Annotated in this window: 28 protein-coding genes; all 28 read left to right on the forward strand. The window is 33.8% G+C overall.

The window, feature by feature from the left end; all coding sequences use genetic code 11:
- From rplD to greA, 28 genes are read left to right on the forward strand one after another with little or no spacing between them, the layout of a single operon-like run.
- Positions 1-615 (forward strand): 50S ribosomal protein L4, encoded by a 615-nt coding sequence (gene rplD / locus ACE38O_RS02310; protein WP_374698953.1) that lies wholly within the window; start codon positions 1-3, stop codon positions 613-615.
- Positions 612-899, forward strand: coding sequence for a 50S ribosomal protein L23 (locus ACE38O_RS02315; RefSeq protein ID WP_064124642.1), 288 nt, complete (start codon positions 612-614; stop codon positions 897-899). Before rplD ends, ACE38O_RS02315 begins: the two co-directional genes overlap by 4 nt.
- A 1-nt stretch (position 900) precedes the next feature.
- The gene (gene rplB, locus ACE38O_RS02320; protein ID WP_253309089.1) at positions 901-1,725 is read left to right on the forward strand and encodes a 50S ribosomal protein L2; all 825 of its coding nucleotides are present in this window, start codon (positions 901-903) and stop codon (positions 1,723-1,725) included.
- A gap of 3 nt (positions 1,726-1,728) precedes the next feature.
- Entirely contained in the window at positions 1,729-2,013 is a 285-nt protein-coding gene (rpsS, locus tag ACE38O_RS02325; protein WP_006279181.1) for a 30S ribosomal protein S19, read from the forward strand.
- A gap of 5 nt (positions 2,014-2,018) precedes the next feature.
- Positions 2,019-2,369, forward strand: a complete 351-nt coding sequence (gene rplV, locus ACE38O_RS02330) for a 50S ribosomal protein L22 (RefSeq protein WP_096616838.1) — start codon at positions 2,019-2,021, stop codon at positions 2,367-2,369.
- A 39-nt stretch (positions 2,370-2,408) separates the two neighbouring features.
- Positions 2,409-3,023 (forward strand): 30S ribosomal protein S3, encoded by a 615-nt coding sequence (gene rpsC, locus ACE38O_RS02335; protein WP_264329100.1) that lies wholly within the window; start codon positions 2,409-2,411, stop codon positions 3,021-3,023.
- 11 nt (positions 3,024-3,034) lie between these two features.
- On the forward strand, positions 3,035-3,448 hold the full coding sequence (gene rplP, locus ACE38O_RS02340; protein ID WP_250294844.1) for a 50S ribosomal protein L16: 414 nt from the start codon (positions 3,035-3,037) through the stop codon (positions 3,446-3,448).
- A gap of 11 nt (positions 3,449-3,459) precedes the next feature.
- A complete protein-coding gene (rpmC, locus tag ACE38O_RS02345; protein ID WP_374698954.1) occupies positions 3,460-3,663 on the forward strand; it encodes a 50S ribosomal protein L29 in 204 nt (67 codons plus the stop codon).
- Positions 3,656-3,892 carry a 30S ribosomal protein S17 gene (rpsQ, locus tag ACE38O_RS02350; RefSeq protein WP_374698955.1) on the forward strand — a complete coding sequence of 79 codons (237 nt, stop codon included), beginning with the start codon at positions 3,656-3,658 and terminating at the stop codon, positions 3,890-3,892. Before rpmC ends, rpsQ begins: the two co-directional genes overlap by 8 nt.
- A 13-nt stretch (positions 3,893-3,905) precedes the next feature.
- On the forward strand, positions 3,906-4,265 hold the full coding sequence (gene rplN / locus ACE38O_RS02355; protein WP_006279348.1) for a 50S ribosomal protein L14: 360 nt from the start codon (positions 3,906-3,908) through the stop codon (positions 4,263-4,265).
- A complete protein-coding gene (rplX, locus tag ACE38O_RS02360; protein WP_374698956.1) occupies positions 4,265-4,582 on the forward strand; it encodes a 50S ribosomal protein L24 in 318 nt (105 codons plus the stop codon). The genes rplN and rplX overlap by 1 nt, the downstream gene beginning before the upstream one ends.
- A gap of 6 nt (positions 4,583-4,588) precedes the next feature.
- Positions 4,589-5,122: a 50S ribosomal protein L5 gene (rplE, locus tag ACE38O_RS02365; protein ID WP_374698957.1), complete on the forward strand. Its 534-nt coding sequence runs from the start codon at positions 4,589-4,591 to the stop codon at positions 5,120-5,122.
- A 16-nt stretch (positions 5,123-5,138) separates the two neighbouring features.
- Positions 5,139-5,447, forward strand: coding sequence for a 30S ribosomal protein S14 (rpsN, locus tag ACE38O_RS02370; protein WP_064124653.1), 309 nt, complete (start codon positions 5,139-5,141; stop codon positions 5,445-5,447).
- Between the two features lie 21 nt (positions 5,448-5,468).
- On the forward strand, positions 5,469-5,864 hold the full coding sequence (gene rpsH / locus ACE38O_RS02375) for a 30S ribosomal protein S8 (RefSeq protein ID WP_374698958.1): 396 nt from the start codon (positions 5,469-5,471) through the stop codon (positions 5,862-5,864).
- A gap of 16 nt (positions 5,865-5,880) precedes the next feature.
- A complete protein-coding gene (gene rplF / locus ACE38O_RS02380) occupies positions 5,881-6,426 on the forward strand; it encodes a 50S ribosomal protein L6 (protein WP_374698959.1) in 546 nt (181 codons plus the stop codon).
- Between the two features lie 5 nt (positions 6,427-6,431).
- Positions 6,432-6,803 (forward strand): 50S ribosomal protein L18, encoded by a 372-nt coding sequence (gene rplR / locus ACE38O_RS02385; RefSeq protein WP_374698960.1) that lies wholly within the window; start codon positions 6,432-6,434, stop codon positions 6,801-6,803.
- Positions 6,804-6,815: 12 nt separating this feature from the next.
- Positions 6,816-7,328: a 30S ribosomal protein S5 gene (rpsE, locus tag ACE38O_RS02390; RefSeq protein WP_374698961.1), complete on the forward strand. Its 513-nt coding sequence runs from the start codon at positions 6,816-6,818 to the stop codon at positions 7,326-7,328.
- Positions 7,329-7,331: 3 nt separating this feature from the next.
- On the forward strand, positions 7,332-7,802 hold the full coding sequence (gene rplO / locus ACE38O_RS02395) for a 50S ribosomal protein L15 (RefSeq protein ID WP_374698962.1): 471 nt from the start codon (positions 7,332-7,334) through the stop codon (positions 7,800-7,802).
- Between the two features lie 3 nt (positions 7,803-7,805).
- Positions 7,806-9,134 (forward strand): preprotein translocase subunit SecY, encoded by a 1,329-nt coding sequence (gene secY / locus ACE38O_RS02400; protein ID WP_374698963.1) that lies wholly within the window; start codon positions 7,806-7,808, stop codon positions 9,132-9,134.
- The gene (locus ACE38O_RS02405; RefSeq protein ID WP_374698964.1) at positions 9,131-9,772 is read left to right on the forward strand and encodes an adenylate kinase family protein; all 642 of its coding nucleotides are present in this window, start codon (positions 9,131-9,133) and stop codon (positions 9,770-9,772) included. Before secY ends, ACE38O_RS02405 begins: the two co-directional genes overlap by 4 nt.
- Positions 9,773-9,831: 59 nt before the next feature.
- Positions 9,832-10,200, forward strand: a complete 369-nt coding sequence (gene rpsM / locus ACE38O_RS02410) for a 30S ribosomal protein S13 (protein ID WP_007550179.1) — start codon at positions 9,832-9,834, stop codon at positions 10,198-10,200.
- A 24-nt stretch (positions 10,201-10,224) separates the two neighbouring features.
- Positions 10,225-10,611 (forward strand): 30S ribosomal protein S11, encoded by a 387-nt coding sequence (gene rpsK / locus ACE38O_RS02415; RefSeq protein ID WP_374698965.1) that lies wholly within the window; start codon positions 10,225-10,227, stop codon positions 10,609-10,611.
- 21 nt (positions 10,612-10,632) lie between these two features.
- Entirely contained in the window at positions 10,633-11,700 is a 1,068-nt protein-coding gene (locus tag ACE38O_RS02420) for a DNA-directed RNA polymerase subunit alpha (protein ID WP_374698966.1), read from the forward strand.
- A 7-nt stretch (positions 11,701-11,707) separates the two neighbouring features.
- Positions 11,708-12,136: a 50S ribosomal protein L17 gene (gene rplQ / locus ACE38O_RS02425; RefSeq protein ID WP_253309077.1), complete on the forward strand. Its 429-nt coding sequence runs from the start codon at positions 11,708-11,710 to the stop codon at positions 12,134-12,136.
- Positions 12,137-12,147: 11 nt separating this feature from the next.
- Complete coding sequence (locus tag ACE38O_RS02430) at positions 12,148-12,513, forward strand: YraN family protein (RefSeq protein WP_374698967.1); 366 nt, start codon at positions 12,148-12,150, stop codon at positions 12,511-12,513.
- Between the two features lie 26 nt (positions 12,514-12,539).
- A complete protein-coding gene (atpH, locus tag ACE38O_RS02435) occupies positions 12,540-13,100 on the forward strand; it encodes an ATP synthase F1 subunit delta (protein WP_374698968.1) in 561 nt (186 codons plus the stop codon).
- Complete coding sequence (atpA, locus tag ACE38O_RS02440; RefSeq protein WP_374698969.1) at positions 13,097-14,638, forward strand: F0F1 ATP synthase subunit alpha; 1,542 nt, start codon at positions 13,097-13,099, stop codon at positions 14,636-14,638. Before atpH ends, atpA begins: the two co-directional genes overlap by 4 nt.
- Before the next feature lie 9 nt (positions 14,639-14,647).
- On the forward strand, positions 14,648-15,142 hold the full coding sequence (gene greA / locus ACE38O_RS02445; protein WP_374698970.1) for a transcription elongation factor GreA: 495 nt from the start codon (positions 14,648-14,650) through the stop codon (positions 15,140-15,142).
- Positions 15,143-15,144: the final 2 nt, after the last annotated feature.

The following is a 15,144-nucleotide window of genomic DNA, read 5'->3' on the forward strand; positions in this document are numbered from 1 at the left end:
ATGGAATGTAATTTAGTTAATCTATCTAATAATAATGTAGGTACTGCTCAGCTCAATCCTTTGATATTTTCTGCTAAGCAAAAATTGAGTATTTTGCATGATATAGTGGGATGGCAATTAGCAAAGAGAAGAGCTGGTACTCATAAAACAAAAGGTATCAGTGATGTCTCTGGTACAACAGCTAAACCTTATGGTCAAAAACGTACCGGTAGGGCAAGACAAGGGAGCTTGCGATCTCCTCAATTTAGAGGTGGTGGGGTTATTTTTGGCCCTGTTGTGAGGAGTCATAGTTATTCTCTTAATAAGAAGGTACGCAAATTTGGTTTAAAAATTGCTTTATCTCTAAAGTATTTAAATAATCAAGTAATTATTCTGGATAATTTAAATATTGATGTGAAGAAAACGTCTGAAATGTGTAAATGTATTAAAAATTTTAAATTTTCTTCCTTTTTGATAGTTGGTGATTATGGAGATGATTTGTTGCGTGCTGTTAGAAACTTGCATTATGTAGACTTAATCAAACCTATTGGGTTAAATGTCTTTGATATATTGAATCACGAATGCGTGATGTTGACAAAGGATACTTTAAAGCATCTTGAAGGTAGATTGTTATGATCAAATATAATAATATAATAAAATCTCCTATAATTACAGAAAAGGCCTCTTTTTTGAGGGAGAAGTTTAATAAATATTCTTTGTATGTTTTTGTAAATGTAAATAAGCGTCAAATAAAGTTGGCAATAGAGTCTCTATTTGATGTTAAAATTTCTTCTATAAATGTTGTTAGAATTAAGCCTAAATATAGGCGTTTTAGGGGTGTGATTGGTTGTGAAAAACAGAAAAAGAAAGTTTATTTTTCTTTGATAGATGGTCAAAAATTAGATATAATGAGCGTTTAATATGGGTATGAAATTTTTTAATCCTGTTACTCCGTCTTCTCGTGGGACTGTGTTAGTAAGTAAAGTTGGTTTATCAAAAGATGAGCCAGAAAAGTCTCTTACATCCGGTAAAAAGTCCAGTGGTGGAAGAAATAATTATGGTAGAATTACAACTCGTCATAGGGGTGGTGGTCACAAAAAGAAGTATAGAGTTATAGATTTTAAGCGTAATAGAAGTGGTCAGGGTATAGTTGAAAAAATAGAGTATGATCCAAATAGAAGTGGGTTTTTAGCGTTAATATCATATAAGGAAGATGATATTAAGTCTTATATATTAGCTCCTCAAGGTATGAAGCCTGGTGATATTGTTACAGCTGGAAATGATGCTGATATTTTGCCAGGTAATTGTTTGCTACTCAAGTATATACCTGTTGGTTCTTTCGTTCATAATGTTGAGCTGAAGCCAGGTAATGGTGCTGCGATTGCTAGAGCTGCTGGTTGTTATGCGCAAATCGTTGGTCGTGATGGCCAATATGTTTTATTACGACTCAGGTCTGGTCAAATTAGGTTGATTTTATCTTCTTGCAAGGCTACTATTGGTGTAGTATCTAACCCTGACCATAAGAATAGAAAGCTGGGTAAAGCTGGAAGAAGTAGGTGGCTTGGAATTAGACCTACTGTGCGTGGGGTTGCAATGAATCCGGTTGACCATCCTCATGGAGGTGGGGAAGGAAAAACCTCTGGTGGTCGTCATCCTGTTACTCCTTGGGGTGTTGCAACAAAAGGAAAGAAAACTCGGAGGAAAAATAAATCTAGTGATAAGTATATAAAACAATTGAAAGGTTAGTTTATGAGTAGATCTGCGTGGAAGCCTCCTTTTTGTCATCCTTCTATATTAAAGTCGGTGAATAATGCTTTAAACAAGGGATTTGTTAACATGGCTATAAAAGTTCATTCCAGGGCTTCTGTAATTCTTCCTAATTGTTTAGGTTTAAAGTTTGCTGTTTATAATGGTAAGGATTACATTCCTGTTAATGTTAATGATCAGAATATGATAGGTCATAAGTTTGGTGAATTTTCGCCCACTCGTAAATTTACTGGGCATAGTGGTGATAAAAAGGCGACAAGAAGGTAATTGATATGAAAAACAGAGATGTAATAGTTAAAGCTGGTTCTAGGGTTTTAAAATCAACTCCTCGTAAATTGAATTTGGTTGCTGGTTTAGTACGTAATAAAAAAGTTTCTTTTGCCACTGTGCAATTAAGATTTTGTGAAAAGAAAGCTGCGGGTCTTATAAGGAAGGTATTAAATTCTGCGATTGCTAATGCTCAATATAATTATGGATTGGATATCGATAATTTATATATAAAAGAAATTTCAATAGGTAAGTCTCTTACTTTGCGTAGGGTATGTCCAAAAGCTATGGGTAGAGCTAATAGAGTTAGTAAACGTTATAGTAATATAACTGTAAAATTGGGGGAAATTATATGATTCATAAAAATAGAAAATTAATAAGGAAAGTGCAAAAGTATGGGAAACGTTAATCCTAAAGGATTTAGGTTAAAAATAATTAATACTTGGTTGTCTGTTTGGTATGCTGAGAAGGGTTATAAACAAGGGTTGCATCAAGATTTATCTATTCGCAGTTATATAAATGAATCTTTTAAGCATGCTGGTGTTTCTAAAGTAATTATAGAGCGTACAATCGATTTGGTGTCTGTAATAATACATTCTTCTAGACCTGGAGTGATAATAGGTAAGAAAGGCTCAGATATTGAGAAGATAAAGCAAAAAATAGCTGAAAAAGTAAAAAATAATGTGGAAGTGAATGTAGTAGGAGTTAAAAGGTCTGAAATAGATGCAACTTTAATATCAAACAGCATTGCGCAACAGTTAGAAAAAAGGGTTTCATTTAGAAGAGCGATGAAAAAAGCTATTCAAAGTTGTTTGAGGATGGGTGCTAGAGGTATTAAAGTAAGTTGTTCTGGGCGCCTTGGCGGAGCTGAGATAGCTCGTACTGAATGGTATAAAGAAGGTCGTTTGCCTTTACACACTTTACGTGCTAATATAGATTATGCTTTTTGTGAAGCAAAAACTATATATGGTATTATAGGAGTTAAGGTTTGGGTTTATATTGGTAATTAAGGTATATTGAGATGTTTGTTCCCAAAAAGAGTAAATATAAGAAGGTATTTAAGGGGCGAATTAAGGGTAATACAAAAGGTGGTAGCACATTATCTTTTGGAGATTATGGCTTAAAAGCTGTAGAAGCAGGTAGGATTCAGTCTAAGCATATTGAAACTGCAAGGCGTGTAATATCTAGAACATTAAAACGCTCTGGTAAAGTGTGGATAAGAATTTTTCCTGATACCCCTGTTAGTAAAAAGCCGGCAGATGTACGTATGGGTAAGGGAAAAGGTAGTGTTGAATTTTGGGTGTTTAAAGCTAAGCCCGGTAGAATGTTGTTTGAAATTAGCAGTGATGTTCCCATGCATTTAGCAAGATTGGCGCTTGAAAAGGCAACCGCTAAGCTTCCTATGAAGTGTAAATTTGTATCTAATCATAATTAAATGGAGTTGCAATGGATATAGCTGACATTAAATCGAGGTCTTCACAAGAATTGCATGAAATTCTTGTGAATTTGAGAAAAGAGTTTGTTAATTTGGTTTTTCAAAAGAAGTTGGGGCAGTGCAACAATATTTCGCGTTTTAGCTTAATAAGAAAGAGCATAGCTCGTATTCTAACTACATTAAATAAAAGAAGAAGAGAGGAAAAGAATGCCTAAAAAGGTTTTTTGTGGTACTGTAACTAAGGCTAAGTGTGATAAGACTGTAAAGGTTTCGGTATTACAAGTGTATAAGGATGAGCTGTATAAAAAGGTTATAAAAAAATACAAGAAGTATACAGCACATGATGAGAATAATAGTTGTAAAGAAGGGGAAAAGGTTTTAATACAAGAACACAAGCCTATTTCTACTACTAAAAAATGGGTTGTTGTTAATAGCTCACATTGAATAGGATATTTATATGATTCAAAAAAATACATTGTTGGAAGTAGCTGATAATTCTGGTGCGCGTGCAGTGCTTTGTATTGGTTTATTGGGTGGTAGAAAGTCTGCATCTATAGGTGACACAGTTATTGTATCTACTAAATCTATTACTCCAAGGGGGAAGGTTGAGAAGGGAAAAGTATATAGAGCAGTTGTGGTGAGGGTGAAAAGCCCTATTAGAAAATCTGATGGTTCTGTAATTCGTTTTTCTAGCAATGCTGTAGTTTTGATTAACGATCAAGGTGAACCACTTGGCACTCGGGTATTTGGTCCGGTAAAAAAGTTATCATCTGGTTCTTTTATGAAGATAATGTCATTAGCTGTTGAGGTTTTATAATGAGTGCTAAAATAAAAAGTGGTGACGATGTTATAGTTTTAACTGGTAGAGATAAAGGAAAAATTGGTAAAGTGATTAAAGTTGTTGTATGTGATGCTAAAAAGAAAGTAATTGTTTCTGGGGTAAATGTACATAAGAGACACACTAAACCAAAAGCTGGTAGTAGTGGTGGTATATTAAATAAAGAGTTAGCTATTGATATATCCAACGTTGCAACATTGGACCCTAAATATAAAACTCCAACTAGAGTGGGGTTTAAGGTTATAGATGGTAGAAAAGTGCGTTTTGCAAAAGTTTCTGGAGAAGTGATAGATTAGGTTGATATGTTTAAAGAATTGTATAAAGATAGCATAGTAAAGTCCTTAAAGGATAAGTTTAATTACGGCAATATAATGCAAGTGCCTAAACTTGTCAAGCTGTGTATCAATATGGGCGTTGGAGATGCTGCTATAGATAGTAAAGCAATAAATGAACCACTTGATAGCCTATATTTGATTGCTGGGCAGAAGCCTTTATCAACTTTTGCAAAAAAATCTATTTCTGGCTTCAAGATCAGAAAAGGTGCTACAGTAGGTTGCAAAGTAACTTTGCGTAGAGATAAAATGTATGAGTTTTTAGAAAGATTGATATATATTGCTTTGCCAAGGGAAAAAGATTTTAGAGGATTTAGTGTGAAGCAATTTGACGGTAATGGTAATTTTTCCTTTGGTATAAAGGAACATATCTCGTTTTTAGAAATAGACTATGATAAAATAAGTAAAATTAGAGGTATGGATATTAATATTATAACAAGTGCAGTTAGTGATAAGGAAGCAAAGGAATTATTACTGGCTCTTAAATTTCCTTTTTTTGATTAATTGAGAGGAGAAATATATGGCAAAAAAATCTATGATAGAAAGAAATCTTCGCAGAATAAAGCTGTGCGATCAATATAAAGAAAAAAGAGAGAAATTGAAATCTATAATAAATAATAAGAATTTGTCTATTGTAGAAAGGTTTACAGCTCAAAATAAATTAATTAAAAAATTGCCTAGAAATTCTTCTAAAACCAAAATTAGAAATAGGTGTGCTTTAACTGGGAGACCAAGAGGAGTATATAGAAAATTTGGTTTATGTAGAATTGTTTTGCGTGATTTATGTTCTTTTGGGCAAGTTCCAGGAGTTACAAAGTCTAGTTGGTAAATATAATATAAGGAGTATATTGTGGCGTTATCTGATAGTATTGGTGATTTTTTAACAAGGATACGTAATGCTCAATTGGCAATGCATAGAACAACAAGAGTGTTGTTTTCTAAAGTGAATTCTTCTATACTGAAGATTTTAAAAGATGAAGGGTATATCCTTGATTATGAAAAGCAAGTTGTAGATAATATACCTTCTTTCATTGTAAAATTGAAGTATTATGAGAAGTTACCTGTAATTAGTGATATAGTTAGGGTGTCAAAGCCTGGTTGTCGTTGTTATTCTAAGTATAAGGACATTTCTAAAGCATATAATGGTCTTGGTATTTTTATTATATCGACACCCAAAGGAGTGATGACTGATTATAATGCACATAAGTTAAAGGTTGGTGGAGAAGTTTTGTGTCGTGTGTTTTAAATAATAGGAGAAATTCATGTCTCGTATAGGTGCTGCTCCTATCAATATTCCTGCTGGTGTTTCAGTTGAATATAATAATGGTAGGATGTTAATAAAGAGCGCTAAGGCTGAAAAAGAAGTTAGCTTAATCAGTGATGTTGTGTGCCGGATTGTTGATAATCAGCTACTCCTTTCTGTGGATAAAGATAAAGATGATTATGATGAAATAAAGCCTATGTGGGGCACTTATAGGAGTAATATTAATAATATCATTAACGGCATGGTTGATGGTTTTTCTGTTAATCTTGAGATTAACGGTGTGGGATATAAGGCAGAGTGTGATGGTAAGTATTTGACTTTGTATCTTGGTTATAGCCATAATGTTAAATATAAAGTGCCTAAAGATGTTGAGATTAAGTGCATAAAGCCAACTCACTTAGTAGTTAGTGGTATGGATAAGCAAAAAGTCTATATGGTGGCATCCGATATATGCAGGATTAGGAAGTACGATCCTTATAAAGGTAAGGGTGTTGTAATAAAAGGCAAATTTATGCTGCGTAAGGTTGTAAGTAAAAAGAAGTAATTAAAATGAAAAGATCGTATAATTTTTTAAGTAATTCTGAAAAAAGGAAGTTACGTAATAGAGCGAAGCTTGACAAGAGCGCTGAACGTTTACGTATATCCATATTTAAATCTAATAGGCATTTTTATGTCCAGTTAATTAATGATGTAAAAGGAGTAACTCTCACTTCGGCTTCTACTTTGGATGCTAAAATTAAGGATGTATGTAAAGGGAAAGTCAACGCTGAAACTATAAAACAGGTTTCTTCTTTAATGGTTGAGCGTCTGTCTGGCATGAGATTAGAGCAGCAGCTTACGTTTGATCGTGGAGCGTATAAATATACAGGATTAGTTTCTCAATTTGCTGAGGCTTTAAGAAGTTCTGGATTTGAATTTTAGAAGGTTTTGAATATGGCTATAAAGAATTTACAAAATAATAATGATTTATCAGAGCTTTTAGTTTCGGTACGAAGAGTGACAACGGTTACCAAAGGTGGTAGAAGATTTTCATTTTCAATTTTGGTTGTTGTTGGCGATGAGAAGGGTAGGGTAGGATGTGGAATAGGTAAGCACGCAGAAGTTGCTGAAGCAAGAGTCAAGGCTGTAAATGCTGCAAAGAAGTCGATGATTAGGGTATATTTGCGTGAAGGTAGAACTTTGCATCATGATATCAAAGCTAAATTTTGTTCTGGTGAAATAGTTTTAAGAACCGCAAAAGCCGGAACAGGTATTATTGCTGGTGGAGCGGTTAGGTCAGTTTTTGAGGTATTAGGTATAAAGGATGTGGTAGCTAAATCTACTAGATCAAATAATCCTCATAACGTTATATGTGCAGTATTTAAGGCTTTTGATGGTATGTTATCTCCTCGTCAGGTGGCAAGTAAAAGGGGCAAAAAAATTAGTGAGATAGTTGGAAATAGGTAAAGTATGAATAATGCTGTAAAATTAAACTCTATATTTACTAAATTATCTAAGAAAAAGAAGCCTAAGTTGTTGGGTAGAGGTATCGGTTGTGGTAAAGGTAAAACATCTGGTAGAGGGCATAAAGGGCAGAAGGCTAGAAGTGGAGTTTCCATAAATGGTTTTGAGGGTGGACAACAGTCTATATATACTCGTTTGCCTAAAAGAGGTTTTAAGCCTATATGTAGGAACATATACTCTATAATTAATGTTGGCGATATACAGCGCTTAATGGAAGCTAAAAAAATAGTGAAAGACTCTGTTATAGATAAGGAGAGGCTGCATAAATTAGGTTTTATAAAGTCTATTAAGGATAAAATTAAACTTCTTAATAAAGGTAAGTTGAGCGAAAAATTTGTGTTTCATGTTGATTTTGCGTCAGAAGCTGCAAAAAAATCTGTAGCTTCAGTTGGTGGTAGTGTGGAAATACTATCGTAAATCATGGGCAATAAATCCGCATTTAATAGCTTGGATCCTACGTTGTTATATAAAGGCGATTTATTAAAACGTATATTTTTTACGCTAATGGCTTTAATTTGTTATCGTTTAGGTACTTATGTACCTATTCCTGGAATTAATCTTGATATAATTAATGATATATTTCCCAAAGATGGCTCAGGCGTTTTTGGAGTATTTAATTTATTTTCTGGTGGTGCATTGGCTAGAATGACAATTCTAGCATTGAACGTTATGCCATATATAGTGGCTTCTATCATTATTCAGTTGCTTTCTTCTGCGATTAAAGGAATGAAGGAAGTTAAGAATGATGGAGAGTCAGGCCGTAGAAAGATGAATTCTTATATACGCTACCTGACCATAGTAATTTGTGTATTTCAATCAATTCCAATTTTGGTTGGATTGGAAGGGATGAATAGGGAAGGGGTATTGGTTGTAATCGAACCTGGTGTTATGTTTCGTACAATAGGTGTTTTCAGCCTTTTAGGTGGAACTATGCTTTTAATATGGCTTGGTGAACGAATCAGTGCTAGCGGTATAGGCAATGGTATCTCATTAATCATTTTCACGGGCATAATATCAGAGTTACACAGCGCTTTGTCATCTCTGTTAACGTTAAATAAAAACGGTAGCGTATCGTTATTTATTATCCTTTTTGTTTTGGTATTGTTTTTTTTGCTGCTAGCCTTAGTCATTTTTGTAGAGTCTTCTTATAGAAAAGTTATTGTTCAACATCCTAAAAAGCAATTTAAAAGATTACATAATGACGATTTTACTTATATTCCATTGAAGATTAATTTATCTGGTGTAGTACCAACCATTTTTGCTAATGCAATTTTATTGACACCTATTTCAATTGCAAATTTCTATAAGGGGCACGCTTTTTCTGATTTTATTTTAAATTACTTTATGGCAAATAAAGTAGTATATATTGTAGCCTATTTGGTGCTGATAGTATTTTTTAATTTTTTCTATACCAATTTTATATTTAATCCAGAGGAAAACGCAGATTTTCTTAAAAAAAATGGTGGTTTTATACCTGGTAGAAGGCCTGGGAAACATACTTCTGATTACCTTCAAGATATAGTTTTTAAGTTGACATTCATTGGCTCTGCGTATTTGGTAGTCATATGTACTGTACCTGAAGTTATGAGATATTATTATGATATACCATTTATTTTTGGTGGGACGAGTTTACTGATTATAGTGAACGTTATTACTGATACTATTATGCAAATACAATCTTATATTTTTTCGAATAGGTACGATAGCTGGATAAAGAAATATGAGTCTAAACCGAGGAAAGTAAGATGATCATTACGATTTTTGGTCCTCCAGGTTCTGGTAAAGGTACTCAGTCAAGCTTGTTAATAGCAAAATATAATTTAAAATTAATTTCAGTGGGGGATTCATTAAGGAATATTATATCTGATGGCAGTGAGTTAGGTAAAAAAATAAAGGGTACCGTGGAATCTGGTAATTTAATTCAAGATGAAATTATATGTGGATTATTGCATGACCAGCTTGCATTAATGGATGATAATTGCTTATTAGATGGTTTTCCGAGAAATTTAAACCAGGCTCATTTTTTGACTCAAGTTTTGCAAGAAAAATATAATAGGGATGTTGATATTGTAATTGAACTGCAGCTTGACGATAATATTGCAATCGATAGATTAAAAAATCGTCTCGCGTGTTTGGACTGTAAAAGCATATATAGTGTATCTTCTTTTAAGAGTACTACTTGTGCTAAATGTAAAAGTACGAGGTTAGAGAAAAGAATTGATGATGCTGATATGTCTGCAATTAATAAGAGAATAAGTGAATATCACCTTCAAATGAAAGGTTTACGCGAGTATTATAAAGGCAAATTGTTAACAATTGACGCTAATTTGAGTGTTGATGAGGTAACGCAAGAGATTGAAAGTAAAATTTCTTGTAATTTGGTTTGACTCTGAGTTGTTTTATGGTATAAATTAAGAGTTGTTATTAATAAAGTATCGAGGTACCAGTGGCACGTATTGCAGGCATAAATATTCCAGTGAGGAAATGTGTTCCTTTTGCATTAACTTATATATATGGTATAGGTATTGCTACTGCGAATGTAATTTGTCACGCTTGTGAAGTTGATAAGCGCAAACGTGTTTCAGAATTACGAGATGAAGATATAGAAAAGATCAGCAGTTTCATTAGACAAAATTATGTTATAGAAGGTGAGCTCAGAAAAGAAGTGGCTATGAACATAAAATCTTTAGTGGAAATGGGATGCTATAGAGGAGTGAGACATAGAAAAGGTTTACCTGTGAGAGGGCAAAGGACTCATACTAATGCTAAGACTCGTAAAGGTAGATCTCGGTTGCCTATTGCTGGAAAAAAATAAAATTTATTATTATTGTGAGTTTTAATGAAAAAAGTCAAAACGGTTGGTAAGAGTACAAAGGAGTTTATTACTGGTGTTGTTCATATTCGTGCAACTTTTAATAATACTTTTGTAAATGTAACTGATGTTCATGGTAATACGCTATGTCAAACTTCTGTGGGTGCATGTGGTTTTTCAGGTTCGAGAAAATCCACACCTTATGCTGCAGGTAAGGCTACGGAGGCTGCTGCGAAGAATGCAAAGGAGAGATTTGGTATGAAGGTTGTCTCTGTAATAATTCGTGGTCCTGGCTTTGGTACCGAAGCTGCGGTTAAAGCACTTCAGAGCTGTGGGTTGACTGTGACTTCAATTGCAGATAAAACCGCAATTCCTCATAATGGGTGCAGGTTAAGAAAAAAAAGAAGAGTATAGGATATTTGAAAAGGTTGTTTTATGTATTATAATAATGATGTTTCTCTCTGTAGCAATTTAGATAAATTGATTAAACCTAGTTCAGTTAAGGTAATATCAGATGATTCAAGTGAAAAAAGTGATATAGTCCTAGAACCGTTGGAAAGTGGTTTTGCTTTAACATTAGGTAATGCATTAAGACGTGTAATGTTATCTTCTCTTAAAGGTAGTGCTGTTTATGGAATAAAAATTGAAGGTGTAACTCATGAGTTTACTTCAATTCAAGGGGTAAGAGAAGACGTAACTGATATAGTATTAAATATGGGCATGTTGAGGTGTAAATTAAATGGTGCTTCTAATAAATGCTTAAATTTAAACGCTAAAGGGCCTTGCCAGGTATTAGCTGGGATGATAGAAACTGATGATCAATGCTCTATTGTTAATAAAGATTTGTTAATATGTACGCTGGGGCAAAATGTAGAGCTTAACATGACCATATATGTGGCTAGCGGAAAAGGTTATCTTCCTGTAACTAAGTATAAAGAAAATGAACTTTTGAAGCTTATGAGTGAACAGGATTTAATTGGTTTTATTCCAGTTAATGCTTTGTATAGCCCTGTCAACAGGGTTTCGTACAGGGTAGAGAATAGTCGTGTTGGCCAAGTGACTGATAAGGATAAGCTGATATTGTCAATTGAAACTGATGGTACAATCTCTCCAAGTCAAGCTGTTGACTTTGCTGCAAGAATATTACAGGAGCAACTTCAGCCCTTTATTAGTTCTGATGTAAGTTATAAAAAATCGCAGGTTTCTTCGTCTAGTGGTGCTAAAGATTTGGGTTATGACCCTGTCTTATTGCGTAAGGTAGATGAAATGGAATTATCTGTCAGGTCTCATAACTGTCTGAAAAACGAAAACATCACTTATATAGGTGATCTTGTGCAAAAGACAGAAGGTGAAATGTTAAGAACTGCTAATTTTGGCAGGAAGTCTTTGAATGAGATTAAGGCAGTTTTGGCTAATTTTGGCTTGTCTTTGGGTATGAATGTGCTAAACTGGCCGCCTAAGGATATAGATGAGTTGGCTAAACAACATACTGATGAAGATTAGGTGATATATGAAACATGGAATAAAAAAACGTAAACTATCTCGTTGCACTGAACATAGATTATCGACGTTAAAGAATCTATCTATCTCATTAATTAACCATGAGCAGATTGTAACTACTTTACCAAAAGCTAAGGAACTCCGTCCATATGTCGAAAAGTTTATTACAATTGCTAAGAATAAGAATACTTTACATGGTAGAAGACTTTTGCTTTCACGCCTTCATAATAGTAAGTTAGCAGTTGATAAGTTATTAAACGTCTTAGCCAGCCGTTATCAAGATCGTAAAGGTGGGTATTCTAGAATAATAAAATTTAGCACTCGAAAGGGTGATTGCGCTTCAATGGCAGTGATAGAACTGGTTAATAGGGATATTGCAGCAAGAGGTAAGGTTTATAGTAAAAATAGAGAAGGAGGCAAAGTAGTTACACAAAGTTAATTGTTCTTCTTATGGTAAGTAGGTTACGCTACTTTGTAGGTTACTTTGGTGAATTGTTAGTTTTGGTATGTTTAAAGCTGAAATGGTATAATGTTATAAAACGCCGTTACCGTTGTAAGTTCGGTGAAATTGACTTAATTGTATCTAAAAAAAAGGAGCTGATTTTTATAGAAGTTAAAACAAGTTTACTTGGAAAAGAAATACCGATATCTCATCTTCAATGTCAGTCTATTATAAATTCTTCTAAGTATTTCTTAAGTACAAACCTTAGTTTTTTAGATTATTCAGTCAGATATGATTTATGTTTTCTTTCCTTAAAGAGAGGACCTGTTTATATAAAAAATGCTTGGATTGAAGAATGGAAGATTTGTAGCTGAATTAATTTAGATTTACTGGATTTAATATGAAAAAGACCCAATACAATAATTTAGTTTCATCTTACGCTAGAGTGCTGTTTCATGTCTCAGGAAGCAGGTTAGGTATTATAAGGAAAGAAGTAGAATTTTTATTGGCTTTTTTTAAGGATCAACGTGATATTTTTGTGTACCTATCTCATCCTATGATTTCTTTTGCACACAAAAAAGAAGTGATGCTTTCTATAAATGAGCACTTGAGTGAAAATTTAGTAAAATTTATTATGGTTATATTTACAAACAAACGCTCTAGTTTATTGATCCTTATATTAGAAAAATTCTTAAGTCTTGCAAAAGAAAATGAAAATGAATTCGAAATTACTATAAAGTCAGCAGAAGCTTTAAAGGAATCTGATATAAAAATAATTACTGAATCTTTGAGCTTTCTTGGTCAAATAATAAAAGTAAGCAATGTGGTTGACCCTTCTATACTAGGTGGCTTCATAGTTAGGTATGGTTTTAATTTGATCGATGCTTCGCTAAAAAGTTACTTAGATAGGTTAGTTGACTTAAGTAAAATGGAAATATTAAAAGTAAGGAATTTTGTATGAAGAACAGTATGAATGTCTCTGAGATAGCAAGTGTAATAAGGGAAAAAGTTGAGACGTTTGATAATCCTATAAAGCGGGAAAATATAGGTGAAGTAATTTCAGTAACAGATGGTATCGCATTGGTTTATGGGCTGGAAAAAGCAAAATTCGGTGAAAAGATATTTTTTGCAAGCGGTGTAGAAGGAATAGTTCTTGATTTAGATCATGATACGGCTGGAATAGTTGTGCTTGGTAATGACCGTGATGTGAAAGAAGGGGACGTTGTAAAATGTAGTGGTGATGTTGTGCAGGTGCCTATAGGGCATGAATTATTAGGGAGAGTTGTAAATGCGTTGGGCCATCCTATAGACGACGGTGGGGAAATTAGAGCCAAAAACAGAATGGATATAGAATCTAAAGCGCCAGGCATTATTGATCGTAAGTCTGTGCATGAGCCACTGCAAACAGGAATTAAAATTATAGATTTGCTAATTCCAATAGGTAGAGGGCAGCGTGAATTAATTATTGGCGATAGACAAATTGGTAAAACTACTATTGCGCTTGATACTATTATCAATCAGAAGAAGATTAACGATGAGGTAAACGAAAATCAAAAAATTTACTGTGTTTATGTTGCTATTGGACAAAAAATTTCAACAGTAGCAAAAGTGGTAAATAAGCTGAAAGAAAGCGGAGCATTAGAGTATACAACTGTAGTTGTGGCTAGTGCATCTGACTGCGCGCCTATGCAATTTTTAGCACCTTATGCTGGTTGCACTATTGGGGAGTTTTTCCGTGACAATGGAATGCATTGTTTGATTGTATATGATGATTTATCTAAGCATGCTGTGGCATATAGGCAGATGTCTTTATTGCTCAGACGTCCTCCTGGTCGTGAAGCTTACCCTGGAGATATATTCTATGTACATTCTCGCTTGCTTGAGAGAGCTGCTAAAATGTCTGATGAAAAAGGGCAGGGGTCTTTAACTGCTTTGCCAATTGTCGAAACTCAAGCTGGTGATGTATCTGCATATGTGCCAACAAATGTTATTTCAATTACCGATGGGCAGATCTTTCTTGAGTCTGAATTATTTTATAAAGGATTTCGACCTGCAGTAAATATAGGTTTATCAGTTTCACGGGTTGGTTCTGCTGCACAATTGAAGTCTGTGAAAAAAGTTGCTGGTTCTATAAAGCTAAGTTTAGCTCAGTATAGAGAATTAGAGGATTTTGCAAAATTTGGTTCTGATCTTGATGCTAGTGTTCAATTATCCTTGAATAAGGGTAAATATCTTGTCGAGTTATTAAAGCAAAAACAACATTTACCTATGTCAATAGAAGAGCAGGTAGTGCTGATGTATATTTTTTCTAACCTATATAATCAGTTAAGTAAAATACAAATAAGTTACATTAATAAATTTGAACATGATCTTATTAATTATTTTCATACTGTGCACCCTGGGGTTTTAAAAAAGTTGTCAAATGACATGAGTGATGATATAAAAGGTGATATTTTTAATATTGTGAGTAATTTTGTTACTCAATTTAATTGCGTTTAGGTGGTGATTATGGCTTCATCCATTATTAATAAATTTCCTATGACGAGGGAAGGTTTTGAGAATATGCAAGCCGAACTTGAAAAATTAAAGGAAGAAAAACCTTCTGTGATACAGGCTATTTCTGATGCTCGTGATCAAGGTGATTTGTCTGAAAATGCAGAGTATCATGCAGCACGGGAAAGGTTAGGTTTTATTGAAGGCCGTATAATGGAGATAGAAAGTAAGCTCTCACATGCGGAAGTAATAGAAGTAAAAAATTTGTCTGGTGATTCAGTAATGTTTGGTGCAACTGTGACATTAAGCATGTTAAGTGATAATAACGGTGAAGTGGAATATGTTTATAAGATTGTAGGCGAATATGAAGCTGATGTTTCAAAGCAGTTAATATCTACTAGTTCACCACTCGGGAGTGCCTTAATCGGCAAAAAAGTCGGTGAGTATGTGGAAGTGACAGTGCCAAATGGAGAGAAATTGTATAAAATAGTTAAGATTGAATTTAAGTAAAT

Source organism: Wolbachia endosymbiont (group B) of Limnophora tigrina (assembly GCF_964263235.1).
In the GTDB taxonomy this organism is placed as follows: domain Bacteria; phylum Pseudomonadota; class Alphaproteobacteria; order Rickettsiales; family Anaplasmataceae; genus Wolbachia.